Source organism: Pseudomonas sp. St316 (assembly GCF_018325905.1).
Lineage (GTDB): Bacteria > Pseudomonadota > Gammaproteobacteria > Pseudomonadales > Pseudomonadaceae > Aquipseudomonas.
Window position 1 is genome coordinate 5,791,316 of record NZ_AP021901.1, and the last position, 25,610, is coordinate 5,816,925.

The 25,610-nt window shown below is 57.7% G+C and carries 19 protein-coding genes and 1 pseudogene; 6 read left to right on the top strand and 14 right to left on the bottom strand.

What is annotated here, in order from left to right; all coding sequences use genetic code 11:
* Positions 1 to 207: 207 nt before the first annotated feature.
* Positions 208 to 645 carry a hypothetical protein gene (locus tag KI237_RS25930; RefSeq protein WP_212797620.1) on the top strand — a complete coding sequence of 146 codons (438 nt, stop codon included), beginning with the start codon at positions 208 to 210 and terminating at the stop codon, positions 643 to 645.
* A gap of 139 nt (positions 646 to 784) precedes the next feature.
* On the opposite strand, the gene KI237_RS25935 is transcribed toward KI237_RS25930, so the two are convergent.
* The 4 genes from KI237_RS25935 to KI237_RS25950 all read right to left on the bottom strand — a co-directional run bounded on the left by KI237_RS25935 (position 785) and on the right by KI237_RS25950 (position 3,803).
* Complete coding sequence (locus KI237_RS25935; RefSeq protein ID WP_212797621.1) at positions 785 to 1,228, bottom strand: hypothetical protein; 444 nt, start codon at positions 1,226 to 1,228, stop codon at positions 785 to 787.
* Positions 1,229 to 1,389: 161 nt separating this feature from the next.
* A complete protein-coding gene (locus tag KI237_RS25940) occupies positions 1,390 to 2,019 on the bottom strand; it encodes a hypothetical protein (RefSeq protein ID WP_212797622.1) in 630 nt (209 codons plus the stop codon).
* A gap of 489 nt (positions 2,020 to 2,508) precedes the next feature.
* Positions 2,509 to 2,856, bottom strand: a complete 348-nt coding sequence (locus KI237_RS25945) for a DUF3969 family protein (RefSeq protein WP_212797623.1) — start codon at positions 2,854 to 2,856, stop codon at positions 2,509 to 2,511.
* Positions 2,857 to 3,026: 170 nt separating this feature from the next.
* The gene (locus KI237_RS25950) at positions 3,027 to 3,803 is read right to left on the bottom strand and encodes a VENN motif pre-toxin domain-containing protein (protein ID WP_212797624.1); all 777 of its coding nucleotides are present in this window, start codon (positions 3,801 to 3,803) and stop codon (positions 3,027 to 3,029) included.
* A gap of 163 nt (positions 3,804 to 3,966) precedes the next feature.
* Between KI237_RS25950 and KI237_RS25955 the strand changes: the two genes are divergently transcribed.
* Positions 3,967 to 4,170 (top strand): hypothetical protein, encoded by a 204-nt coding sequence (locus tag KI237_RS25955; protein ID WP_212797625.1) that lies wholly within the window; start codon positions 3,967 to 3,969, stop codon positions 4,168 to 4,170.
* 272 nt (positions 4,171 to 4,442) lie between these two features.
* Here KI237_RS25955 and KI237_RS25960 read toward each other — a convergent pair whose 3' ends face one another.
* From KI237_RS25960 to KI237_RS25985, 6 genes are all read right to left on the bottom strand, one after another.
* On the bottom strand, positions 4,443 to 4,805 hold the full coding sequence (locus KI237_RS25960; RefSeq protein WP_212797626.1) for a hypothetical protein: 363 nt from the start codon (positions 4,803 to 4,805) through the stop codon (positions 4,443 to 4,445).
* Between the two features lie 210 nt (positions 4,806 to 5,015).
* Complete coding sequence (locus KI237_RS25965; protein ID WP_212797627.1) at positions 5,016 to 5,627, bottom strand: hypothetical protein; 612 nt, start codon at positions 5,625 to 5,627, stop codon at positions 5,016 to 5,018.
* 29 nt (positions 5,628 to 5,656) lie between these two features.
* Positions 5,657 to 6,625, bottom strand: a complete 969-nt coding sequence (locus KI237_RS25970; RefSeq protein WP_212797628.1) for a hypothetical protein — start codon at positions 6,623 to 6,625, stop codon at positions 5,657 to 5,659.
* 59 nt (positions 6,626 to 6,684) lie between these two features.
* Positions 6,685 to 13,143, bottom strand: coding sequence for a two-partner secretion domain-containing protein (locus KI237_RS25975; RefSeq protein ID WP_212797629.1), 6,459 nt, complete (start codon positions 13,141 to 13,143; stop codon positions 6,685 to 6,687).
* Between the two features lie 23 nt (positions 13,144 to 13,166).
* Positions 13,167 to 14,873 carry a ShlB/FhaC/HecB family hemolysin secretion/activation protein gene (locus tag KI237_RS25980; protein WP_212797630.1) on the bottom strand — a complete coding sequence of 569 codons (1,707 nt, stop codon included), beginning with the start codon at positions 14,871 to 14,873 and terminating at the stop codon, positions 13,167 to 13,169.
* A 139-nt stretch (positions 14,874 to 15,012) separates the two neighbouring features.
* Positions 15,013 to 15,663, bottom strand: coding sequence for a hypothetical protein (locus KI237_RS25985; protein ID WP_212797631.1), 651 nt, complete (start codon positions 15,661 to 15,663; stop codon positions 15,013 to 15,015).
* A 369-nt stretch (positions 15,664 to 16,032) separates the two neighbouring features.
* On the opposite strand from KI237_RS25985, the gene katG reads away from it, so the two are divergent.
* A complete protein-coding gene (katG, locus tag KI237_RS25990) occupies positions 16,033 to 18,297 on the top strand; it encodes a catalase/peroxidase HPI (protein WP_212797632.1) in 2,265 nt (754 codons plus the stop codon).
* A gap of 152 nt (positions 18,298 to 18,449) precedes the next feature.
* Here the strand turns inward: katG and KI237_RS25995 are convergent, their stop codons facing one another.
* Both KI237_RS25995 and pmrG read right to left on the bottom strand, forming a co-directional pair.
* Positions 18,450 to 19,298 (bottom strand): phosphatase PAP2 family protein, encoded by an 849-nt coding sequence (locus KI237_RS25995; RefSeq protein WP_212797633.1) that lies wholly within the window; start codon positions 19,296 to 19,298, stop codon positions 18,450 to 18,452.
* Positions 19,299 to 19,322: 24 nt separating this feature from the next.
* Entirely contained in the window at positions 19,323 to 19,994 is a 672-nt protein-coding gene (pmrG, locus tag KI237_RS26000; protein ID WP_212797634.1) for a lipopolysaccharide core heptose(II)-phosphate phosphatase PmrG, read from the bottom strand.
* Between the two features lie 347 nt (positions 19,995 to 20,341).
* Here pmrG and KI237_RS31160 point away from each other — a divergent pair.
* Positions 20,342 to 21,220, top strand: a pseudogene (locus KI237_RS31160) (methyl-accepting chemotaxis protein); the annotation flags it as partial.
* Positions 21,221 to 21,421: 201 nt separating this feature from the next.
* Complete coding sequence (locus KI237_RS31165) at positions 21,422 to 22,126, top strand: methyl-accepting chemotaxis protein (RefSeq protein WP_502937141.1); 705 nt, start codon at positions 21,422 to 21,424, stop codon at positions 22,124 to 22,126.
* A 54-nt stretch (positions 22,127 to 22,180) separates the two neighbouring features.
* On the opposite strand, the gene KI237_RS26010 is transcribed toward KI237_RS31165, so the two are convergent.
* Positions 22,181 to 22,600: a type II toxin-antitoxin system VapC family toxin gene (locus tag KI237_RS26010; RefSeq protein ID WP_212797636.1), complete on the bottom strand. Its 420-nt coding sequence runs from the start codon at positions 22,598 to 22,600 to the stop codon at positions 22,181 to 22,183.
* A complete protein-coding gene (locus KI237_RS26015; RefSeq protein WP_212797637.1) occupies positions 22,597 to 22,842 on the bottom strand; it encodes a FitA-like ribbon-helix-helix domain-containing protein in 246 nt (81 codons plus the stop codon). The genes KI237_RS26010 and KI237_RS26015 overlap by 4 nt, the downstream gene beginning before the upstream one ends.
* 215 nt (positions 22,843 to 23,057) lie before the next feature.
* On the opposite strand from KI237_RS26015, the gene KI237_RS26020 reads away from it, so the two are divergent.
* On the top strand, positions 23,058 to 25,586 hold the full coding sequence (locus KI237_RS26020) for a Tc toxin subunit A (RefSeq protein ID WP_212797638.1): 2,529 nt from the start codon (positions 23,058 to 23,060) through the stop codon (positions 25,584 to 25,586).
* Positions 25,587 to 25,610: the final 24 nt, after the last annotated feature.

Consider the following 25,610-nt stretch of genomic DNA (forward strand, 5'->3'; position numbering starts at 1 on the left):
TCACATTCAGTTCATGGATCGAATGAAAACATATCTCACAATTCCGATAGGAAAAACGGGGGACAGACCACGTTTCCTCTACTCCTCATACTTCCAGAAACCGTGGTCTGTCCCCGTTTCCTCCAGGAACAAATTGCGTATAGTCGCGCCCGCCGCCCTTACGGCAATCTGTTTTGGCAGCCCACTACCTCTGAAGGAGCATGAGTTTTGTACAAGAAAATTACAGGGATCGTTTTTCTGCTATTGAGCGGCTGCTCACTGCATCCGTATACCAAGGACGAGCTGCTGAACACTGGCGTAACCAGCCCCGAATACTGCCTGACGCAAGAGCGGGCGGTGGTCGAAGAACGAGTGCAAGGCTACCTGAACCACTGCTTTCACCCGCAAGTGACCGAGCTCACGACAGGTGGGAGACTCGTCAATACCATCCAATTGAAAGTCGACAGCAATGCCGAAAGAAGCGACATGCTGCTATGGGCGCCGACAATCTACGGCAGCCAGTTCTATATGAACGTGATCGTCTCGGAAAAGAACCCCGCCTGCAAAACCACCATGACGGCCGTAGCCTCAGGCTGGGGATTTGAGCGAAATTTTCCGAAGATCCTGGAAAGCGCGAATGGAGGAGACCCGTGGTGCCCGCTGTAAACTCGTTGTACGCAACTACGGAACACCCAAGGCGCGGCAGGACGAAGAAGAAGGGGACAGCAAAATAAACCGGCCCATGGTGAGCGATCAACAATCCGGCTTTTGTGGCGAGGGAGCTTGCCCCATCGCCACAATGAAATTATTGGACCGCCTGCCCGGCTGATCCAGATGGCGTCGTTGTGACGGCCGGCTCTATGACTTTCGCGGAACGCCCTGTCTCGACATCGCGAACTTCGTAATACCACCATTTCATCGAAGACACGCCATAAAGACCATAGGTACGGCCACCGACCAAATCCACGGTCATTTCAATTGGACGTGAGTATTCGGTTCCAATAGCGTACTGAACGGAAAGCTTATGCCTTCCCGCGCCGAGTCGATAGTCGGTTTGGCGGGCTAGCCAATATAGCGATGTATCGTCATCGATCTTGTCTATCGATAAATGCTTGTCAAACTGCCGAATTGTCGCGACCTCGTCCCAGGGCTTTCCTTCTGCGCTTTTATGCTCGTAATGAATACATCCGGTCAGTGTGAGGCAAAACAAAATCACTGCAATAAATCGTAGAAAAACATCGTGTCGCATCAATGGCCCTCCAAGGCACGTTCTCATCTCGTCTCAGTAAAACAACGAGCCCTTTTTGCTTCCAAAATAAACTTTCCCCTTTTCGTTTTTTTCGTTTAAAACCATGGTCGCTTTCAAGAGCCCCGCCGGCCTCACAAAAACGTGACCTGCCCCCGCCTTCCTCAATTCAACAACCTATCCATCAGGCTCGGCGAACCGATAAATAAAAGCGCCCTTTCACCATCATCAAACTCACCGAGCTTTTTAAAAAGTAGGCCTTCCCCCTTACTAACAAGATGATAAAAGTCTTGGTCTCGATTCAACTCCCCCGTCCACCCCCTATTGAGAATGGCAGAAACACCAAAGTCCTTAGGCAGCGCCACGATATAGGAGCAACGCTCTATTTCAAGCACCCTAGCGACAGTGCCTATCGAAGATTTTGAAAAACGTAGCGCTCCAAAAAACTTTACTTTTCCTTCTGCCTCGACAACATGTTCTTGCGAATCACTGCCGTCTACAATTTCCAGTCCTCTGAACTTCAACGCCCCCCACAATTTTCTATAGCGAATAATTCGGGCATCTTGTTGCCATGCAGGGCTACCCAAGAAGATCCATAACTTGTGCTCGGAAAACCTTAGACCAATTAGCTCATAAAGAAAATTCAACACCGAGGCCACGGACTCGCTTTCCAAACCATTAGTTGCGAATTTGGCAACCGAAAGCACCTCGCCCTCTTTCGCGCCCTCAAGGTTAAACACGTCGTTATCTAAAAAAATATTAGTTGCACTAGCAATCTTAATGTCAGTAGTCATAGTGATTTCAGAAGAAAAGGGGACAGATTTATTTATACCAGCGTTCCTGCCCCCTCGGCGGACCACAAAATAAATCTGTCCCCTTTTCGCTCTGTTCCCTTTTCGCTCTTTCGCTCACGCTCCAAAATAAATCTGTCCCCTTTTCGCTCAAAACTAACCATTTCCAAGTAACACCCGGACAACAGAGAAATATCAAAATTATCTGGCAGCACGTACACAAGTCACCGAAATCAAAGCTTAAATTCAACGACGAACTGGCGGTACAGTATCGGGAACAGAGGAACATGTGTAGTGCGATGAATCAATTTGCGATCCTTTATGGGGACCGCTTCACCAGACCGACCTTGTCATACCATGGTTCGTCAGGGGACGAGCCGTAATGGCCCGAACACAAAAAGTCTGACACTCCCCTTGACGAGACCGACTAATGGGTGCCCCCCCCCCTTTCGCACCTTTTCGCAGATCTGCCTCCTTCCCACTATCATTAATCTATTTTAGCTCCACAAAATTCAAGTCAGTATCACGGGATTTGGAGGTCTTCAAAAAACCTAAAAATTTATCCAAAAGAATTTGCACATTGCTATCAAACTTGGATGGGGCTAGATCGAGCACATCCTCCAACTCACAACAGTTCATTATCAACTCAAAAATCTCGGGCGAAATGCCTTTCTCTTTCAAAACTCTTGAGCTTCTTGGCGAAAAAATAAGCCGCTCAGCCTCCTCTAACGTCATTGCGCCGCGTTGAACAGACACCAACAAGCCTATCGACAAAGCAGATATAAACCTAGCTGCCTCTTCGACTTCAAAAACTTCTAACATCAAAGACATATCTTTCATTTAGTTATTGCTCCAGCCCGGTTTGGTTTTAACGTTAAAAACCTTACCACTTTCACTTTGGAAATAATGAACAGACACCCTAGATCCATTTGAGTCATAGCCATCTTTGTAAATTTTTGTCCATTTTCCAGATTCAACTTGCCGCAGGTCAGCTAGCGCGTCGGTGTTCTTCACGGCATTCTTTGTCGTTCCACCATTTTTTCCCTAAAGCCTTCTGGGTACAGAGGAGCCTTCTTTATAGATTCATAGACATTCTTTATTCCAGAACCATTAGCACTTCCTGAAACAACCCCAACCTTAACCCCGGTTGTACCACCCTTCCCCCCAGCCGTCGACGAGAACAAATCCCGATCAGGACTCAACCCATCCGCCGCAAGCTCCGCCAATAGTGCAGGCCCATCGCCTTTTTCAGTGCGCGTCTTCTCAACGATGCCGGTGTTGATCGCCCGCTCGTTGCCTTGAGTAATCTCCCAAAGCGCTATCGAGCGACCGAGCCCGGCGCCTCTGCCGTCATGCAGCAATTTCTCATTGGCTGGAATCTCATCCACCAGTTGCTCGGTTACTTGCAAACACGCCGACGGGTTGTTCCGGCAGTACTGGCCGAACTCTTTATTGCGAGTCGCGTCGAGGTTGTTGTAATGGTCCCTGACGGCTTGGCAATCCGCTGGGGACGCGCAGGTGTTGAGTTTCTGTTCCCTTTCGAGCAGCTCGGCATGGAACAGGTAGTTAAATGTCGTCGCTTTCTCGGCGATCTTCGAGCCTGTATTCAGGTCGCCATCAACCGCAGCTGCGGCCAATAGGCCTGTCAGTTGCGACAGCATCAGCTGCAGATCTTTGTTTTCACCCGCCACCTTGGCCATACCAGGGATCAGCGCTTCGTTCAAACCGGCGGCGACCGCGCCAGTCTTGAAGTCGCTGCCCGTCAGTTCAGCCAGCAGGCCACCCATGATCGCGTGGGCAACAATTTTCTGTGGGCCGCCATGGAAAAAGGGGACAGATTTATTTACGCCCCAATGATCCTATCCCCTCGGCGCATCACAAAATAAATCCGTCCCCTTTTCCCTGAATGCTGCGCTAAAAAGGCAGATAGCGGCCCTCAACGGCATTCCCATGCACTCATTGTTCGGCTACTCCATAACGCCGCAGCCTGCTTCACAGATATTCACACCGGAACCGCAAAAGAACTACCTCATTGAAACGGTGATCGCGGATAACTACCTTATGAAAATTTATGAAATTTCCACGACGGGTGAACGCAAAGAGGTGAGTGTGACTGTTGGCGCCGATGAAGATCTAACCCAACCAGCCGGTTGAAATCTAACTCAGAGAAAAACGGTATAACGGGCTCAGTCAGGCAGGTTGAAATAAAGGGGAACCCTACAGTTAAAAGCTGCAGGGCGAGTTGGCTTTTAGCCTTGACTTGAGACCGGCTAATGGGTGTCCCCTTTTCGCTCCTTTGCCCCCACCGACGGCTCTAGAACTTGACTTTAGCCCGGTCAATGGGAGTCCGAACAACACCTGTCCGAGTCGTACCAAAAGTAACGACAGGCGCTGGAGGCAAAACTTCGCCTGTCGCTTTTGCACAACTAATTCACTCTATAGTAACTATAAAGATCTGCATCAGGCCAAAGCTCATCATATGCGGTCAATGTACTTCGCAGTGCCTCACTGCGAGGATCCTCCGAAGGATTCATCTTTATAATTACAAACTCTTTAATTTCGGGCCACTGAAGTTCACGCATGCAAAATGCCACAACTTCAAATGGTGAGTTACCAGATACTAAAATAGCTTTAAATTTTTCTACAAAATCCTGTTTATAGTCCGGATGCTTTTTTACAAACTCCAAAATATTTAACAGTGACATCTCATAGGAAATCTCTTGCTCTTCACCAAAAGCGGCCATCGCCACATCGCAAAGCATATCAAACTCTTCAATGACGTCATTCATTTCGGTACCCAGGCATCTTTTTTAGAAGAGGGGGACAGATTTACTTAAGCAAATCAACGGCCCCGCGCCCTTAGCCCAAAATAAATCTGTCCCCTTTTCCTCCCTTTTCCTCAGTCCCCTTTTCCTCAGGGCGAGTTGGCTTTTAGCCTTAACTTGAGACCGGCTAATGGGTGTCCCCTTTTTCTTTGCACCGTTCCATCAATCTAAAAATTAAAGCGCACGACCGAAAATTTCTTGAAAATCATCGACTAAATCACCAAGCTCTATATTAGGATTAAGTACAATTAGCTGGTCCTCGGTCACATCTAGCGATGCAAATACTTCCTCAAGTACGGTTGCATCGATATTTTTTTCGTAATAGTCCTCAGCTAGACTCTGATAAGCCGCAATACCTCCCACAAAAAAACCTAGCAGTGGATACTCTTTCAGCCCATCCGGCGACGCGCACCACGATGGCTGCTTGATACCTCGCCAAAAAAACAGACTAGCATTATCCGTAGAAAACGCTGGCTCAACTTTAAATCGCTGAAACGCCTCGGGCATCGCACTCAAACACTCAGATACATTGGGCAAAGGAGAACCACATATAACTTTTCCTGCAACACCGGCATCGGTAAAATGCAAAAAATACTCAGCACCAGAACCGTCCCTCATTGAGCCCATCATTTCTTTCCCCGCCCCATCCCAATTACAGTTGAATGAGAAATATCTATACTGCCACTCGGGCATTATTATGGCATCCAACAATGCCAGCCCCTGAGCCACATGTTTAACGCGATCAACTGAAGGCAGTTCATTTATATTTGGAATCGAATTATTCATCTAGTAGCACCTATTTGTCAGATTTAGCTCTATTCTCTTGTCGAGAAAGAATCTGAAGGTTTGAGCTGCAATTTGTACCATCGCAATTTTTTTGGCTTTATATGGTCAAACTGCCACTCGTTAGGATCTGGAGTTACGCCGCGCTGGCTTTTTTGTGGTTTGACTAACACCGTACCACTGGAATCAGATTTTACTACACCGTCGTTGGCTGCTTTATTCAACTCCAATGCCTCTTGTTTTTGCCGCAAAGTGAAATCTTTACCGGGACCAACATTTGGCGGATCTTCAATACTTGAATAATCGACTTTTGCATGAGCGCCTGTCTCTTTTGCACCACGACCTGGCGAACTAAACTCCCCATCTACCCGCGACTGTGGCGTATCCCACCTCGGAGTACCAGCCTCGGCCATCGGTTCTTTTGTCAGACTGCTTGGCTTTGCTCCCGCCGTGCCAACACTTCCAGCACCACCTCCGGGAAGCATTCCGGGCACGACGTTGATCCCAAACGGATTGAATCCAGTTTGATCGAGATAAGCTCCCGCTTCGCTCATCCAAGCCGAATCACCATTCAGCCACATGTTGGCAATTTGATCCAGGTGGAGAGACCCCGCTTTGGTCCACTCTTGTTCATTAACCGTGCGGTAGCCTGCCATGAGGTCATTGCTGGAGCCGCCTGGATCAAGCGGTTCAGTTCGCTCTACGGACGCAACGATCGCTTTTGACCCCCCGTCCAACTCAGCTCGAATCTCTGCGCAATTGTTCGTTGTTCGACAGTTATCCAAACGAGCCAGATTCGCAGCGCTGCGCTTATCGAATTCGTGCTTGACTTGATCGCAGGTGCCTCGGGTATGGCACTCTTTCTCTGCGACCTCCAATTCCAGAACATCCAAGTGATTTAGGAAGTTGTATTGCGTAGCGTTCCTCGCCACCCAAACACCTTTATCCAGCTTGCTGGTATCTCCATCCGCCTGCGAAGCAGCCGCAAGCAACCCAACCATCTGGGAGCTCATGCTCAGTAGGTTTTGATCACCCTTAACCAGATCGTTGAGGTGCCCAACTAGAGCCTCGTTAGCCCCAGCTGCCAAGGCTCCGACTTTGAAATCACCGCCTGTAGCTTCGGCGAGAAGCCCCCCACCATTGCATGGATCACAATTTTCTGAGGCGTACCGGTGGCGTAAACACCCTTCGTGTAGTCGCCCATCGCGTTGAAGCTCGCTGCTGCCAAGGTGTTGAACAGCGCGTTTTTCAACGCATCGCTGGCACTGCCTCCCTGCCCGAGCGCTTTGCTCAGCAACATAGAGGTACTGTTCTGCAATGCCTGGTTGGCAGCGAACTGACCAACACCGTTCCAAGTGCTCAGCGAACTCGACGTAACAACTTTCTCAGTTGCCGTGCTCGTTTCAGTTCCAGTCCAGCCATCAAAATAAGCGGCCGTCAGTCCTGCCGTAACACCGGCGATGGCATACCCCTTCATTGCATCCGAAGAGGTCACATCCTTGAACACTGCGCCAAGATTGCCGCGATTATTGACAACGCTGACGGTAGCGTTTGTTGCTGCTCCCGCTGCAACGGCGCCTGCCGCGGCTGAAATACCCGCAGCCGTCTCCGCAGTAATTGTTCCGGCAGCAACCATCCCTCCAGTCGCGGTTCCCATTGCGCCTGCCGCTAACGGTCCAACGACCGCTGCCATCAAAATCGCAATGATGATCTGCGAAGCCGGCCCCAAGCCGGAGTTGCTGTATTTGAAGCTGTCGTGGATCTCTTTGACTTGACGCCAGTCCACATCTCCGCGTTTTTCTGCATCCTTAAGCCACGCCAACTGCGGATCTGCCTTGACCATCGCATCGATGGATTGGCTGACGGTTTGCTGATTGACCTGATTGATATCGATCTTCAAACCGTTGACGGCTTTGATCGCAACATTGCCCTCAGCAATAAACTGGCTTTGGCGCAAGGTTTCATCGGTCTTGCCCTTACCTTTGGACGAGACCCAGAACGCGTTGTTGTCGGTCTTCTCGTGGCTCTCCTGATGGAGATCCTTCACGCCTTCGAAGGTAATGGAACCGCTACCGTCCAGCGTGATGTCCTTGCCACTCTGCAGTTTCGCCACTTGATACCGCTGGTCGCCGCCGCTGACCAATCGCAGGTCGCCCCCGGCAGTGATTTCACTGCCGATGTTTTTCACATCGGTTACTTCATCCCGCTGAGTTTTCTTACTCCCCCAACCACCTTTCTTCTTCATGTCGTACAGCGAATAGTCGCTGTCTTGCGCAGCCAGCAGTTCAAGCTTGCCACCCGCCACGAAATAGGCCTCATTTGCAGCGTTGACCTTGCTGGCGATCATCGCCAAATCCTGCCCCGCGCTCAGTACAACGTTGCGTCCCGCATTAACCGTAGAGGCCACCTGACTGACGTGATCCTCTTGGCTAGTGACCTTCTTGCTCTTGCCATAGGAATGCTGCTCATCCGCCGCCGAGGCGAAGGTCAAGTTTCCTTGGGCGGCCATGGCAACGTCGCGCTTGGCATCGATCTGAGTGCCGACAACGGTGAGGTTGCGACCAGCGTTGACGGTCAGGTCGCGGCCGCTGTCGAGGCTGGACCCGTATTGCTTGATGTCTTGGTCGCGATGCCTGCCGCGAGTGCCGCTGGTGATGCGTTCGGCGGCGATGAGATTGACATCGCGCGTGGCGTTTAGGGTGGTGTCGGCGCCACTTTTCAGCACACCGCCGACGCTGTTGATGTCACGCCCTGCGCTGATGTTCAGGTTGTTGCCGGCTTCGATACGAGCGGCGCTATCGATGAAGTCGGTGCGTTCGCTGCGGTAGCCGCTGTCGCTTTCGTGGGTAGTAACGGTACGCTCGTTAGTCACATCGCCAGTCAGAGCAACAACACTGACATCTCCTCCGGCAATAACCCCACCAGCCCGGTTAGTCAGATCATTACCCGCCAACGCCTCCAGCCGATTCCCAGCCTCCAGTAACCCGCTGTTAACCAGACTGTCACCCGCCGTCGCCCTCAAATGACTGGACGCACGCAAGGTGCCGGCATTGTTCAGGTTCTTACCCGCGATCAGGCTGACATCCGAACCCTGAATCAACGCCCCATTGGCCGCCAGACGATTGTTGGCCTGGGCCAGATAAAGCACCGGCACCAGCACCTGTTCGTTGTTCACCGTCCGAGTTTCCATCCAGACGATGTCATGGGTCAGCGCCGCCACCTGTTCAGCGGTCAGGCTGACGCCCAACGACAGGTTGAGGGCGTCCTTGCTGGCGATGGCGTTGTTCATCAGGTACTTGAACATGCCGTCGTCGGAGGTCTGGCCGTCGAGGAAACGTTGGCCGGTGCGGGCGATCACGGCTTGTTGGATCAGGCGCTGTTCATAGAAGCCGTCACCCAAACGCTTGGCGGCGTCGTCCGGGTCGTAGCCGAGGTTGCTCAGCAGGTAATCCGAGCTCATGAACCGACGCATGTCGGTCAGCGCCGGGTTGGTTTCGATCAGGTATTTTTGCGGGTTGGCCTGGAACGAGCGGTCCGGCAGGCCGCGCACTTGGGTCAGCCCCGTGCCTTGGGTCGGCGTGGCCGAGCCGTCGCCGCTCATGCGGAACAGGCCGTTTTGCCCGGTGGGCAAGTCGAAGCCCGGCAAGGCCAGCGGATCGACTTGTTGCTGGGTCAGGCTCGGAGGTAGCTGTCGGTTGACGGTGACGCGGGTTGAGAATGCACCATCGGCCCCCGTGTCGGTGCGTGGGCCAGCGCCGACGTAGTTATAGCCGCCTCGTACCACACCGTTATTGGCGGTGCCTTGGGTGCGGATATCGACCGCACCACCCGATTGGATAATCGCGGCGTAGGTCTGGCTGTCGGTGGTGGCTGTCTGAGAGCCAAGCCCTGGGATCTCGCGCTCGGTCATGCCGATGAAGCGGCCCATCGCTGCTTCAAGGCCGCCCAAGTCGTCGGCATTGTAGCCTGGGCTCTGTAACCAGTATTTGTTGGTGAAGTCATTCGCGGCGGCGCGCCAGCCACCCGGGCTGCGCGTGCGCTCGGACATGAAGGTGCGCGAGGTTTCGGTCTCGCCGGTCTCGATGCCGATGTTGTTCAGGCTGACGAGGTTGGCGGTCAATGCACCGCCGACGCCGATGCTGCTGCTCCGGTTGGTCAGGCTGTCGCCCTGGATATCCAGGTTGCCGCCCGTGGTGATGCTGGAGGCGGCACTGGCAGCGGTGACTTCAAACTTGTCGCGCTGGACGATCTGCCAGACGTGGTTTTCCTTGCCGCCGCTGCAATCACCGGCGTTGACGCCTTCGATGCAGGCCACTTCCCTGATCGAGGCGGTGTAGATGCCTGCATCGTGGGTGGTCAAGACCTCGCGGACGTTGTCGATCGTGCTGGCCGCCAGGCGCATGTTGCCGTCGCTTTGCAGCGTGCTGGAGCTGTTGAGGATGCGACTGGCACGGGTGCCGAGGCCGTCGCGATCGATGCTCAGATCACCCAGGCTGTAGATATCGGCATAGCGGTTGGTCAGGCTATTGACGCGCAGGTTGGTATTACCGCCACTGAAGATCAAACCGTGCTCGTTGAGCAAATCACCGGTCGTGACGCCCAGCGTACCGGCACTGCCCAGGGTGCCGTAGTTGTTGATCGTAGCGGCCGTGACGCTCAGGTCCGCAGCCGAGGTCAGGCGACCGTAGCTGTTGAGGACGCCATCGACCACGACGCTTGTGTTGCCGCCGCCAGCGATGCTGCCGTTTTGTTCCAGATTGATCAGCGCGGCCTTGAGGCCCAAGGTGCCGAGGCTGCTCAAGCGGCCGTTGCCGGCATAGGCGCCGGTCAGTTGCAGGTCGATCGCCCCATCGCTGCCGATCAGGCCGTCGACGCGCCAGTTGCTGCCACGGCCCACCATGCTGTCGGTGCTGAGCAACTGGCCGGTGGCCGTCTGCGTCAACTGGTCGACATCCACGACCAGGTGCCCGGCCTGGATCGCCGTATTGTTGGTCCAACGATCAGCCGTCACCGTCAGGTTGCCGTAGGTCACCAACTGACCGCCGGCCTGCCCCAGGTTGGCCTGGCTGATGCCGAACAATCCCAGGCCAGTGTGCAGCAGCTTGCCACCCACGTTCTGGAGGCTGCCGGTGTCCAGGCCCACATTCTGGCTGGCGGTTTCCAGGGTGCCGTCGTTATTGTCGAACAGGCCTCCGATGCTGAACACCGTCGTGCTGTTCTGGCCCAGGGTGCGCAGTTGGCCTTTCTGGTTGCTCAGGCTGGCGGCGAGAACATCCAGGCTGTCCTGGCTTTCGATGATGCCCGCGTTGTTGTTCAGCGCACCAGAAAGGTCAAAGTCGATGCGACTGGCACTGACCTGCCCGCCGCCGCTGTTGTCCATCTGCCGGCCAATGACCTGGACCTTGCCCGTGGCATACATCCCGCCATTGCGGTTGTTGATATCCGCAGCCGGGTTGTTGATCACGATGTCGCCGGCTTGCGCGGCCATGCGCCCGCCGTCGTTGTACAGCCCGGCCAAGGCTTTGATGTTCAGCCCCTGGGCCTGGATCGTGCCGCCCACGCGATTCACGTCGTAGCCGTTTTTCAATACGCCAGTGGTACGCGCCTCCAGCGCGGCCTTGACGCTGGACAGCACGCCACCGCGGTTGTCCAGGTTGCTCGCGAAGACACCCAGCTTGGCGTCCTGGGCGATGATGCTGCCGCCCTGGTTATCGATATCGCCCGTTACATTCACCGTCACCAGGCCCTTGCCTTGCAACGTGCCTTTGGCGTTATTCAGGCTGGCAGCACCGAATTCAACCTCGGCGGCTCGGCTGGCGATCAGGCCTTTGTCGGCGTTGCTGACCGCGCCGGTAGCGCTGACCACCAACTTGCCATTGGCGGCGACGGTGCCTTTGTTGCTGTTGTCCAGGCTGGCGCTGCGCACGGTCATGACACCTTGGCTGGACAATTCGCCGCCCTGGTTGTTGATCGCGCCGGTATTGGTGATGTCGAGGTTTTTGCCGGCCATGACCAGGCCGGTCAGGTTGTCCAGGCTGCCGAGGATCAGCGTCGCGCTGTTCAGGCTCGACAGTTCACCTGCATTGTTTTCCAGATGACCCAGGGTGGCAGTCAAAATGCCCTGGCTATTGATCAGACCGCCCTGGCTGTTCAAGACCTGATTGGCGGTCAGGTGCAATTCGGTGCCGCCGAGGATCCGGCCTTTGTTGCGGTTATCCACGACGTTGCCGGTGACGGTGGTCTTGCGCTGCCCGCTGAGGGTGCCGCCCTGGTTGTTCAGCCCGACGGTGGTCGTGACGTTCAGGTCTTGGCTGGCGATGACGGTTTTGCCACCGTTGTTCAGTTGCTTGGCCGTGAGGGTGACATCACCCGTGGCATTGCGGCTGTTATCGGCGTTGACCCCGGCTTCGATAATGCCGTTGTTGCTCAACGTGCCGCCGCTGTCCAGGTGAACGCTGTCGCGCGCCACCAGGTTGTTCCGGCTGGTCAGGTCGCCCTGGGTTTTCACGTCCAAGCGGCTACCGGCGTACACCTGGCCGCGGGTTTCCAGGCTGTTGGCCTGGATGTTGACGGCACCGGCAGCAGCCGTCTGCGCCAAACTCAAATGCCCATTGGCATCGAGCTGAATATCCCCACCACTGGCAACCATCTGGCCGTCCAGCTTCACACCAACCCCAGCCTCGGTCCCCACCAGTTTGATCGCACCTGCGTACATCCCGCCCAAGGCCGAGGAGTCGATGGCCAGTTCCGGTTTAGCACTGCCGTCATCCGCACGGGCGGTGGCGTTGAGGGTGTTGGCATTAACGTCGTTGCGCCCCGCCACGATGGTCAGGTTCTTGGCCTGGATTTCGGCGTTGATCTTGGCGCTGCGGGTGATGATTTCGAAGCGGTCGACGTTGTTGGCGTTAAGGCCTGCGCCTTCAATGGACACGCTGCCTTGGTCGACCTGATAGCTCTTGAGCTGACCATTTTCGAGCACCGGCTTGCCGGTAGTCAGCGTCGCCTTCGGCGTATTGATAAACCCGCAACCATTGCAGGTGATGCCATAAGGGTTGGCGACAATGACGTGGGCCGACTGCCCCGCCACCTCGGTGTAGCCGCGCAGTTGGCTGGGGTTGCCGCCATTGACTTCGTTGAGGATGGTCGTGGCGGCTGTGCCCTGGAGGTTCGGGTTACCGAGAATGATCCCACCCAGTTGCGTCGCCTGGGCGGTATTGGTGGCGTTGTTGAGGATCACGCCGCTGCTGCCGACGTTGTAGTCCTTGAACTGGTTGTGGGACAGGCCACTGCCATTGGGCTTGGCGATGTTGACCACCGGTACGCCATTGCCCGCCTGGCCGAGACTGGTGCCCGGCGCGCTGACCACGATGCCGTCGGCCTGGGCCCACATGGGCTGCCAGAACATGACGTTGGCCAACAGGAACGCCAGGCCGCGCTTGGGCATGCCCCAGAAGGCGTCACGAGTTTTCAGGGCAGCCGAAGGCTGGCGGGCCAGGAAGGCGTATTGGCGGTCGTCCATGATCAGGTCTCGTTACAGCAGCGTTAAATAGATACATCCAAGCGGAAGTAGATCGGCGCTTCGCGCTCGGTCAGGGCATCCGGACGTTCCAGGGAGTGGGCGAAGGTCACGCTGGCGCTCAGGTGCTCGCCGCGGGCGAACAACTCCAGCGAGTTGCTCGACATACGCCCGTGCTCGTCGCCGTTATAGCGATTGCCGCGAATCACGCCCTGGTCATAACCGAGGCTGGTGCCGTATTCGGCGAACACCGGGCGCAGCCATTCCAGGGTCACCGGGCGGCTCCAGCGCAGGTCGTTGCGCCAGTAGCCGCCGCTGTCACCGGACAATGTCTGGTCCTTGTAGCCGCGAATCGACGAAAGGCCGCCCAGGCTCATGCGCTGCGAGCTGTACAGCGCATCCTCGCTGCGCTGGCCGGTCATCAGGCTGCTGAAACTGAAGGACTCGCCGCCCAACGTGAAGGGCTGCAAGTAGCTGAGGGTGGCGGTGTATTTGCGATAGCGCGCATCCGGCAGCCCTGGCCCGGGGTCGTGATCGCCTTGGGCATCGAGGGCTCCGATACCCTCCTGCAAGCCCAAGTCGAGGTTGACGAAGGCATTGCCGACCCGTCGTCCATGGTTGATGCCGAACTGCATTTCGCTGATGCGATTGCTGCTTTCAGCGAGCTTGCTGTCTTCGATGAAGTTGTTGGTGCGCAGGTACGAAAGGCCAGTGTTGAGCGAGGTTTTGCTCACCGCGTCGCGATGCACCACCCGTTCCAGGCGCACCTGATGGTTCTGGCTGTCGCCGCTCTGCTTGAAATTGAAGCCGTTGGCCTGGCCCAGCGCGCGGTACTCGCTCTGGCTGTAGGTGTAACTCAGGTTCCACCAGCCAAACGGCAGGTTGTAATAGAGCATGCCGTTGCGCGAGGTTTTCTGGTGGTCGCTGATGGCATCGTGGCCGCCGCGCAAGGCCAATTGGTCAGCCAGGCCCAGGGGACTGTCCCAGTCCAGGGAGGCGCCCCATTGCTGTTCGCCCGTGCTTTTCTGCCCGTCGTTATGCCGTGACAGGCCGGCGCGCCAAGGTTTTTGCGGGGTGTTATTGACCAGCACCTGGCTGCCGCCGATGTTCTGCCCCGGGGTCAGTTCCATTTGCGCGCGGTTGGACGGCAACCGGTTCAGTTGATCGACCATCTGCTCCATCTCACGCAGGTTGAGCAGGTCGCCGGTTTTGCCGGGAAACGTCATCGCCAACTCGCGCTCCGACAGCTGGCTGTTCTCGGCACCTTTGAGGCCTTCCAGGCGGCCCTCGACGACCAGCACTTGCAGATGGCCGCTGGACAGGTCCTGTTGCGGCAAATAGGCGCGACTGGTGACCAGGCCTTTGTCGAGATAATGGTCGGTAATGACTTTGAGCAGCTCGTTCAGCTGTGGCACGCCCAGGCATTGGCCGATGTAGGGCTTGAGCAGGCGTTCGCGCTCCGCATTGGACAAAGCATCGGCGCCCTTGAGCTCGATGGTCTTGATCGGGAAGCAACGGGTATCGACAGGGGCCGTCGGCTGGGCCGGCTTCGCCTCCTTGCCGGGCAGGTCCTTGAGTTCTTCAAGACGTCGGCGCTGCTCTTCGAGCAAGCGATCCTGGCGTTCACGAATCAGGTCCGTGTCACCGGGGGTTGGCGCGGCGACGGCGATGTTCATCGCTAGAAAACACAGCGACGCAACGACTAGCCTCGTCCCTAAGGCAAATACGGACATGTTCGATCCCTCGATACAGAAATGACAGCAGGCATGCACAGCAATGCGCGCACACCAGACCCTGCTTATCGCTTTCGGTTCAAGAGAGCGGGAATTTTCCACTCAAAAAAGAGACGCGTCTCACAGACAGCGTCGACAATCACAACGAAAAAACACGTCTGCAAGACACGAGCAGGTCAGCGCCTTTACCGTTTCCCCCTCGCGAATCAAGGCTTTTAACCCCGTTGCCAAGCAAGGTGGGCGACTCCCCAGTGATCTCGCCCAGCAGCGCCGTCACAACGTTGCCCTCGACCATGCCTCGCGCTTGCAGAAGGCCCGCCAGCGCACACACAGCCGGCCAGTAACGGTGCACCAGGCAACTGCAACGCGCGATGGCCAGGGCTTGGGCGTCGAGCAGTTTGCGCGCAGGCAACAGGCTGATCAATTCGTGCCCTCGGTCCAGGTCACCGCGACCGCTGCCCCTGATCAGCCGGTCCGACCTGCGATGCCGATAGACCGCTTCGGCCACGGGCCCCGCGAAGCAATGGAGCAGGTCACGTTCAATGGCATCGACCATCGAGGGCAGGTATTCAGCGATCCCCGGCGCGTCGAAGGCGGGGCGTGGGACAAGGTAGTCCGCTTCGACCAAGCCTTCTGCGTATTGCGGGTTGCCGCGCAAGTCGAACAGGGGTCCCGTGCAGGCTTGAGCCTTGGTACGCACGATGATGCGTTTTATCGGTTGACCGTTCCACCAAAAGGCCAGGGCATGACCCGCTTCGTGGAAGGCCGTGCTGCGCGGGCATTTGTTCATGATCGGGTCCGTCGGCAGGCGACACTCATATCATCTGCCTCGCCGTTTGGCTTCGGTGAAAGTTTATCCCTATCGACTGTTAATACTGCGCCTATTAGCTATCTGGCAAAGGGGGACTAGCCTGAGTTCAGGCTGGTGTAATCCGGCCCGTGAAACCTGACAAAGAGATACGAAGCGTTCAGAAACGTATTGGGCTTGCCGTGGGCCACCGTACTGGCAACGGGACCGCTTTCTCGCGTTGCCGTGTGGTCATGACGATCAGTTGAGCGAACTGTGAGCCCTGCGCCCTGTGTCATTTATTTCGCCTGTCGCTATTCAGAGCCCGGCCGGGCCGGATAGCTGGATGAATACGACCAAAGGTAGCTTCTCATGGCAAATGAATCGAAATGCCCGTTTAATCACGCCGCTGGCGGCGGTACGACGAACCGCGACTGGTGGCCGAACCAGCTGAATCTGAAAATCCTGCACCAGCACTCCTCGTTGTCCGACCCCATGGGCGAGGATTTCAACTACGCCCAAGCGTTCAAGCGCCTGGACTTCCAGGCCCTGAAACAAGACCTGAATGCACTGATGACCGACTCGCAAGACTGGTGGCCGGCGGACTTCGGTCACTATGGGCCGCTCTTCGTCCGCATGGCCTGGCACAGTGCCGGCACCTATCGCACCGGTGACGGGCGCGGTGGGGCGGGTTCCGGCCAGCAGCGGTTTGCACCGCTCAACAGCTGGCCAGACAACGTCAGCCTCGACAAGGCCCGTCGGCTGCTGTGGCCGATCAAGCAGAAGTATGGCCGCAACATCTCCTGGGCCGACCTGATCGTCCTCACCGGTAACGTCGCGCTGGAGTCCATGGGGTTCAAGACCTTCGGTTTTTCCGGTGGCCGCGCCGATGTCTGGGAGCCGGATGAAGACGTCTACTGGGGTTCCGAAAACAAATGGCTGGGGGGCGATGTTCGCTACGGCAAGCCCGATAAAGCCGCCATGCAAGACCCCGGTGAAGGACAACTGGTGGCAGAACCGGGCAATGAAGAAAGCCGCACTGATGAAGGACGCAACCTGGAGAACCCGCTGGCCGCCGTGCAGATGGGGCTGATCTACGTCAACCCGGAAGGCCCCGAGGGTCAGCCGGACCCGGTCGCCGCCGGGCTGGACATCCGCGAAACCTTCGCCCGCATGGCGATGAACGACGAAGAAACCGTGGCATTGATTGCCGGCGGCCACGCCTTCGGCAAGACCCACGGTGCAGGCCCTGCGGACAACGTCGGTGCCGAGCCCGAAGCCGCTGGCCTGGAGCTGCAAGGCCTGGGCTGGAAGAGCACCTTCGGCACCGGCAAAGGCGCCGACACCATCACCAGTGGCCTGGAAGTGACCTGGACCACCACGCCTACGCGCTGGAGCAATAATTACCTGGAGAACCTGTTCGGCTTCGAGTGGGAACTGACCAAGAGCCCGGCAGGCGCGCATCAGTGGACGCCGAAAAATGGCGCGGGCGCAGGCATCATCCCCGATGCCCATGATCCGTCCAAACGGCGCAACCCAACGATGCTGACCACCGACCTGGCGCTGCGCTTCGACCCGATCTACGAAAAGATCTCCCGGCGCTTCCTGGAAAACCCGGAGCAGTTGTCCGACGCCTTCGCCCGCGCCTGGTTCAAGCTGATCCACCGCGACATGGGCCCGCTCTCGCGCTACCTCGGCCCGGAACTGCCCAATGAAGAGCTGCTGTGGCAAGACCCTATCCCAGCGGTGGACCATGCCCTGGTCAACGACAGCGACATCGCTGCCCTCAAAGGCAAGCTGCTGGCCTCGGGCCTGTCGGTTTCACAGCTGGTATCGACTGCCTGGGCCGCGGCATCCACCTTCCGCGGCTCCGACAAGCGCGGTGGCGCCAACGGTGGCCGCCTGCGCCTGGCCCCGCAGAAAGACTGGCCGGCCAACCAGCCGGAGCAACTGGCGCAAGTGCTGACGACCCTGGACAAGGTCCGGAACGAGTTCAACAGCGCCCAGTCCGGTGGCAAGAAAATCTCCCTGGCGGACTTGATCGTGCTGGCCGGCAGCGCCGGTATTGAACAAGCCGCGAAAAATGCCGGGTTCAGCGTGACGGTGCCTTTCTCGCCGGGACGCATGGACGCAAGCCAGGAGCAGACGGACGTCGAGTCGTTCGGTTTTCTGGAGCCTATCGCCGATGGCTTTCGCAACTACCTCAAGGGCCGGTACCGCGTGTCTGCCGAGGCACTGCTGATCGACAAGGCACAACTGCTGACCCTCAGTGCACCGCAGATGACGGCGCTGATTGGCGGCCTGCGGGTACTGGACACCAACGTCGGCCACACGGCGCACGGTGTCTTTACCCAACGGCCAGGGACGTTGACCAATGACTTCTTCGTCAACCTGCTCGACATGGGCGTGGAATGGAAGGCCCTGTCCGACACCCAGGAAACCTTCGAAGCCCGCGATCGCAAGACCGGCCAGGCCAAATGGACCGGCACCCGTGCCGACCTGGTCTTCGGCTCCAACGCCCAGCTACGGGCCTTGGCCGAAGTCTATGCCAGCCCGGATGCGCAGGAGCAGTTCGTCAAGGACTTCATCGCGGCGTGGGTCAAGGTGATGAACCTGGATCGGTTTGATCTCAGGTGAGCAGCGTCCGAGGGCATGAGGTCTGGCAAGGAGGCCACCTCATGAACTTTTCTTCACCCCAGGCCTGCGTGTGATTGGGTACAGTCGCCTCGCTCATTCAAGAAACTAAGGTTTTAGCCCGCTCTCCCAGCGGGCTTTTTTTTGCCTGGCATTCACGCTGGCGACCGCGCACTGCCCAACTCAGCCATGCCAGGCTCCACCGTCGCGGACCTGGCGTTCAGGACCGGCTGTTGCAAGGCCTCCCGGCCATAAAACACCAGGGCCACCAGCCAACACGTCAACCAGACGAAAATCCCCGCCCAGAATGTATGGGACATGTAATGCCAGCCCTGCAGGACCCGCGTCGTGCCGTAGACAAACCCCAAGACCAGCGCCCCATGCATCAAGGCTTTGGAATGACGCCAACGGTAGCGGCGGGCGACGAAATACAGCGCCAGCATCGTGAAGCCGCCGGAGGCATGACCGCCGGGCCAGCAGCGACCGTCACCGGCAACTTTCAGCAGGTCGAAATTCTGGTACCACTCCTTGTGCTCGATCTTGCCGGCGTACTGGGTGGTTTCCACTGGGCAGTAAACGCTGGTGTGGCCCTTGAGGTAATGGATCACCCCAGTGCAGAGGGAAAAGGCGAAGACCACATAGAGGAAATCGCGGCGGTGCTTGTGGGCAAAACGCAGTGGTTTGGTCAGCCGGGTCTTGTCCAGCAGGCGAAGCACCCCGGCCCGTTTTTCCGGCTTGAGGATCGGCCAGACAAACGACAACAACGCACCAATGATCGCCGCCTCACCTGTCCAGTTCGGAATGACCCGCGCCCATTTGTGGGTGATTTTCTCGAACAGGTGCACGTGCTCCAACGGGAACAGCTGTTGCACCGGATCGTAGAAAAAATCGCTGATGGCGATGTCGATGCGCGTCATGTCGAACAACAAGAACACAACGGCGGCGCAGAGCAGGGGAATTCCAAGGTTGAGCCCGTAGAAACGGGCGCGAGCAGACGTCAGCATGGGCGGTCCTAATCGTAGGAAAAATTACTGAAACGCCACCGAGCGCCAGTCAGATGCTTCGATAAAACCGAGCAACTGCGGCGCTTGTGGCTGGGCGGTGGAGACGAACAGCGAAGCGCCGTAGCCAAACACCGAGGTGGGTCGTTGGAGTTCGGTTTCCAGGGCCTGCATGCATTCGCTGTGGGTGACCAGAATCAGGTTGCGGCCGGGCACCTTGTGGGCCAGGGCGTTACGCAGCAGGTCATGTCGGCAATTGGCCAACCAGTCATCGCCCGTGCTGACCTTATTGAACATGTACCCTGCCGTCTGGGCCGTGCGCAGCAACGGGCTGTTGTAGAGGTCGGCGTTGTCCAGGCCCAGTTGTTCGAACCGCGCACCGAGGCCCACCGCAACGGCACGGGCCCGGTCGGTGATGCCTTCGCGATCGTTCAGGCACGCGGCCTTGGCGTGATCACAGCGCTCGACATGGCGAACCAGCACGATCATCTCGCCCTTGGCCCAGCCATCGGCCAAGGCCCGGGCGCCGGCAACATTGCCATGGGCCAGGTCCGGCACTGCCGCCGGGCTGAGCAGCCAGAGGGTCAACGGGATGACCAGCAGCGCCGACGCCAGCACGACCACGGCGTTTTGGTAACGGGCAAAGCGGCGCGTATCGATCGAGCGCCTCAGGCCGAAAAGGCTCAGTCTCAGTTCCACATCAAGCCGCCCCGACGGCATCCACCCAGTCATTCGATGGCGCGACAGTAGAGAGGCCGACGTGGGCAGGCGGTGAAACCAATGTGAAAAAAGTCTTCAGATCCAGGTCCCCCCGCCGATACAGCCCTGCTACATGCTCTTGCTGGCTCTTAACAACAACAATCTTCCAGCCTACCGACGATCAAGCAGCACAACGTTCCTGGAGGAATTTGATGAATAGCTGGTTTGGCAACATTAGCGTCAACATGAAATTGGGCCTGGGCTTCGGCCTGGTGCTGGTACTGACCTGCCTGCTGGCCCTGACCAGTTGGACCAGCCTCGGCGGGCTGATCGACCGCAGCAACTGGATGAGCGACATCACCCAACTCAACGCCGGCCTGACCAAACTTCGAGTTACGCGCCTGCAATACATGTTGACCAACGGTGACGAGACCGCCGCCCAAAACGTGCAAACCACCCTCGATGGTTTCGTGGCGCAACAGAATGCCCTGCTCAGCAGCTTCAAGAGCCCGGAAAACGTCAAGTTGCTCAAGGAGCAGAGCGCAGTCATCAGCGCCTACCAGGTGTCCCTGAACAAAATGCGCAGTGCCTACCGCACGGGCAATACCGCCCGCGATGCCATGGGCGCTAACGCCGAGATCGCCTACAAGCTGATCGAGACCCTGGATTCGGACGTGCGCAAAATGGCCCCCGGCGATGAGCGTTTCGCCCAGTTCCAGGCCATCACCCAGGCCAAGCAGGACTTCATGCTGGCCCGCTATGAAGTGCGCGGCTACACCGCCAACAGCAACGCCGACACCGAACGCCAGGCCGTCACCCAGCTAGACGCCGCCATCGCGTCGCTCAAGCCGCTGAACGAGCATTTCTCCAGCACCCGCCAGGATGAACTGCGCCAGCTGGAAAACGCCCTCACCCAATACCGCAGCGCCCTGCAGGCCTTCAAGCTGGTAACCGCCGACGCGGTACAGGCACGCAAGGAAATGACTGACCAGGGCGCGACCATCGTGACCTTGAGCGAGCAGCTGTACCAGATCCAACTCGACCGCCGCGACGCCGAAAGTGCCCAGGCGCGCACCCTGCAACTGGTCAGCACCCTGTTGGCATTGCTGGTCGGCGTCATTGCGGCCGTGATCATCACGCGCCAGATCACCGGCCCGCTGCGCGATACCCTGGCCGTGGTCGAGCGCATTGCCAGCGGCGACCTCTCGCACACGGTCATCGTCACCCGCCGCGATGAACTGGGCGTGCTGCAACAAGGCATCGCGCGCATGGGCGTGACCCTGCGCGACTTGATCAGCGGCATCCGCGATGGCGTGACCCAGATCGCCAGCGCCGCCGAAGAGCTGTCCGCCGTCACCGAGCAGACCAGCGCCGGGGTCAACAGCCAGAAAGTCGAGACCGATCAGGTCGCGACCGCCATGCACGAGATGACCGCCACCGTTCAGGAAGTGGCGCGCAATGCCGAAGAAGCCTCTCAGGCAGCCGCCGCCGCTGACGGCGAAGCCCGTGCCGGCGACAAAGTGGTCAACGAAGCCATCGCCCAGATCGAGCGCCTGGCCAGCGAAGTGGCGCGCTCCACCGACGCCATGACCGTGCTGCAACAGGAAAGCGACAAGATCGGCAGCGTCATGGACGTGATCAAGGCCGTGGCCGAGCAAACCAACCTGCTGGCGCTCAACGCGGCTATCGAAGCGGCCCGCGCCGGTGAAGCCGGTCGTGGGTTCGCCGTGGTAGCCGACGAAGTCCGTGGCCTGGCCCAGCGCACGCAGAAATCCACCGAGGAAATCGAAGGCCTGGTGGCCGGCCTGCAGAACGGCACCCAACAAGTGGCCGCCGTGATGAACAACAGCCGCAGCCTCACCGACAGCAGCGTGGCCTTGACCCGCAAGGCCGGCGTCTCCCTGGAAAACATCACCCGGACCGTGTCGAACATCCAGTCGATGAACCAGCAGATCGCCACCGCCGCCGAACAACAAAGCGCTGTAGCCGAGGAAATCAGCCGCAGCATCATCAACGTGCGCGACGTCTCCGAACAGACCGCCGCCGCCAGCGAAGAAACCGCGGCCTCCAGCGTTGAACTGGCACGGTTGGGCAATCAGTTGCAGATGATGGTCAGCCACTTCCGGGTTTGATCATGACAAACGCCCGTTTCCGGTAGGAGGTGGGCGTTTTGTGTGAGGCCTGACTCAAGCGTTCCAGGGGTTGATAACCTCAACACCTGGAAACTCGAAATCCTTTGTATTGCGAGTTGCAATCAGAGCGCCGTGGGTACGGCCAATAGCTGCAATTTGCGCATCGGCCATGCCTGCCGCCCTCCCCTTGGCCTCGCATGATGCAACAAGGGTTGCGTACTCAACCGCTGCGTGAGCATCGAAGGGCAGGATCCTGCCGGCAAAATCCTCTTCGAACATTGCCATGGCATGGGACTGGAGTTTTTGCTTGCGCTTGCCGAACGGCAGGCGGGCAATGCCATGAAGAATCTCAGCAACCGTGACCGCGCAAATGACCAGCTCCATGGCAGGCTGCGAATCGATCCAGGCCAGGACGTTCGCGTCTGGCTCGGCACGCATGAACTCTGAAATAACGTTGGTATCGAGCAGTATCATTCAGAAAGATCCACTGCCTTGGCTTTTTCGTCACGTGAAGGCAGATCCAGCTCAACGCCCCCCAGGTCGCTAAACCTGTTTCTGATGCGACTCCCCAATCCTCCCGCAGGGCTGACCGTCGCCAATGCGCGCGCCAAAATCAGACGAGCCTCCTCCTCCATGGAGTGACCGTTGTGAGCCGCAGTGATACGCAGTTGTTCCTTGATTTGATCATCAAGGTTTCGAATAGTGATGCTGGCCATAATGCCTCCGCAATCAATGCAATCATTGATTTCAGGCTAGGTCAAAACCGGCCACGTTGTCCAGCCACGGTGTATCGCCCCTGACGAGCAGAAACAAGCAACGCATCGCCCTTTCGTACAAATCCTCCGCCCTCGTCCTACCGCCTTTCGTTGCACGCTCCTGTACGGTTTCGCTTGAACAAGCACATTCCGTTCGAATAGGAGATGGACAACTCATGGACGTAAGCGACGACTCACTGCTGCATAGGCTCATCGAAGCGCCCATCGGCAAAGACAACACCCGCGCCGATTTCAGAACCGCCCTGCAGCGCATGGGACTGAACTCGGTATTCGACATCATGCGCATGGGCAAGGCGCAGTTCGCCCTCGAGCTGGGCAAGCACACGGACACCGATGCCGGGCAGGTCTATGACAACGCGGCGTGTTATGCCGGCCAGATCGCTCGCCTGTATCAGGAGCAGCAAATAGCCTCCAGCGACGCCGGCCAGCGCGTGCGACGCAGCCTGGGCTCGAGCACGCTATCGGAATCCACCCGCTATCAGGCGCTGTTCAAAGAGAACTGGGATCAGTTCTGCAAGGAAGGCGATATCGCCGCATTCGACTCACCCGTAGCCTATCTGCGGGCGCTGTATCTGTTTGCCGGGCAGTTGGAAAAAGCCTCCCAGTCCGCCGACAAAATCACCCTGGAACAACGGCGCCAGGATCTCGGGCAGTTGAAAATCAATCGGCAGAGTGCCTTCGTTACACAACCGATGCTCGGTATCGTCAACGAAACCTTGCGCAGCCAGATCCAGGCGCACCTGGCAACCAGCGACAAGACCGTCCACGAGGTACTGGCCAGCGAACACTACCCCTTCTCCCTGCCCTATGACCTGCATCATCACCAATGCCTGCTTGGGCTGGGCGCAGACAAACCGGCCCTCGGCGAATTGAATTATCGGACGAGCCTGAAGTTGCCGTTTGCCCCAGGCGACACCGCTTACGGGGTCGTTTCGCAGTTTCGTACCGAGGCGCAAAAGCTGATGTCCGGGCTCAGTCCAGGACAGCAGAAACTGCTGCTCGCAGCGCCTGGCCTGGATGCCAACCTCAGTACCCTGAAGAAAAGCTACGGCACTGAAGAGATCAATCGGCTGCATGATCCCGAGTTCTTCAAGGCCCGCACCGGGCTTGCGACCGAACAGCTCGAGCAACTGCTGGCGCAAGGCATCTATACCCCTCGCACCTCAGCCAACAGTCCAGCGTCCACGCATTCCAATTATGGTGCCGGGTACATCAACTGGCCGGCCTCGACGCCAGCCCTGGCAATCCTCAAGCCTGGGAATAGCTTTACCAACGCCTCCCGCGAGCGTTTCGCCCGCCTGCAGCGAATGATCCGGCTGCACCGCTGGAGCGGTATTCCCGTTGCCGAACTGGATACGCTGATCGTCAATGCGTTTCGCGCCGAAGACAACACAACAATGACGTTCAACAGCAATACCTTGCGCACGCTGGGTGTCTATCGATACCTGAATCAACGCCATGGCATCGCGCCTGAAGAGTTTGCATCGCTGCTGCATGACATGCCGACCCGTGCTTGCGGTGAACGGGTTGCGTTGTTCGATCAAGTCTTCAATCACACCCAACTGCTTGAACACCCTCAGGTAGAAGACCTTGCCATCACGGACCTCAAGACCTTCAGCTATCTCAGTGCCGGCCTTGGGCTTGCCATCACGCAGGATTCGCTGTTGTTGCTCGCCAAGCAGACCGAGAAACACCTCTCATCGTTGAAACATGATTTATCCACTGTCTCGTCACTCTATCGCCAGGCCCGTATCGCGCGGATGTTCGGGCTCACGCCCTTGGAATGCACAAGACTGGCTCATTTACTGGGCGGGGAACATTTCTGCAAAACCTTGGTGACCGGGTCACTGCACACGTTTAAATCCATGGCGAGCGCCGACATTCTCGATGTGCTGATGGCATTGGATTGGGCCGTCGGCTGGCTCAGGCAAAACAACCGCGATGTGCTGCAATGGTGTCGCCTGTTCGACACCGCGGAAAATGACTTGCCGCTGAATCAGAACCTGGAACAGCGCCTGGCGATACGGCTGGCGGATGCCGACCTTGCCGATGAGCGACGCCTGGTGGAAACCCTGCTGCACGACATGGCGGACGTGTCTGCCGAATACGTTCCCGCCGTGCTGCTGATGGCCGACACCAGCGCCATGGCGATTGTCGAGGCCATCAAGGCCTCGCCGGGAAAAATGCCGTCCCTGTTGGCGACAGTGCTTCGCGCGGCCCAGGCATGCCATGGATTGCACCTGGGTAGCAGCACGCTCCAGCAGTTGCTGAGCAAGCCAAAGTGGCTGACCTCCAAGAGCCCGGGAACGTTGACGCCGCACACGCTGTACCTGCTCGAACGCTTCAGTCACTGCGCTCGCCATCACGCACAGTCAGAAGAAAACCTGCTGCATTACTTGCACCTTGCCAACCAGCGTACGCAGGACCCGGAGGAGGATGCCAACAGCCTGCTGGCCAGGCTGCTGGACTGGAGCACCGACGAAGTGAGCTGCCTGACTGCGCAGTTGCAGCACAAACGCGCCACATCAATGGAAGTCGTGGATTGGGTCATGCGTTGCCAGGCGTGCTGCCAAAAAACCGGGCTATCGGCCAGCATCCTACTCAAGGCAACCGCATTGAACGCCGACAGCGCGACCTCGGACTGGAAGACCGTCGGTGAAGCACTGATCGCGGCCTGCCACTGACCTCCACCCCCTCTTCGACATTCA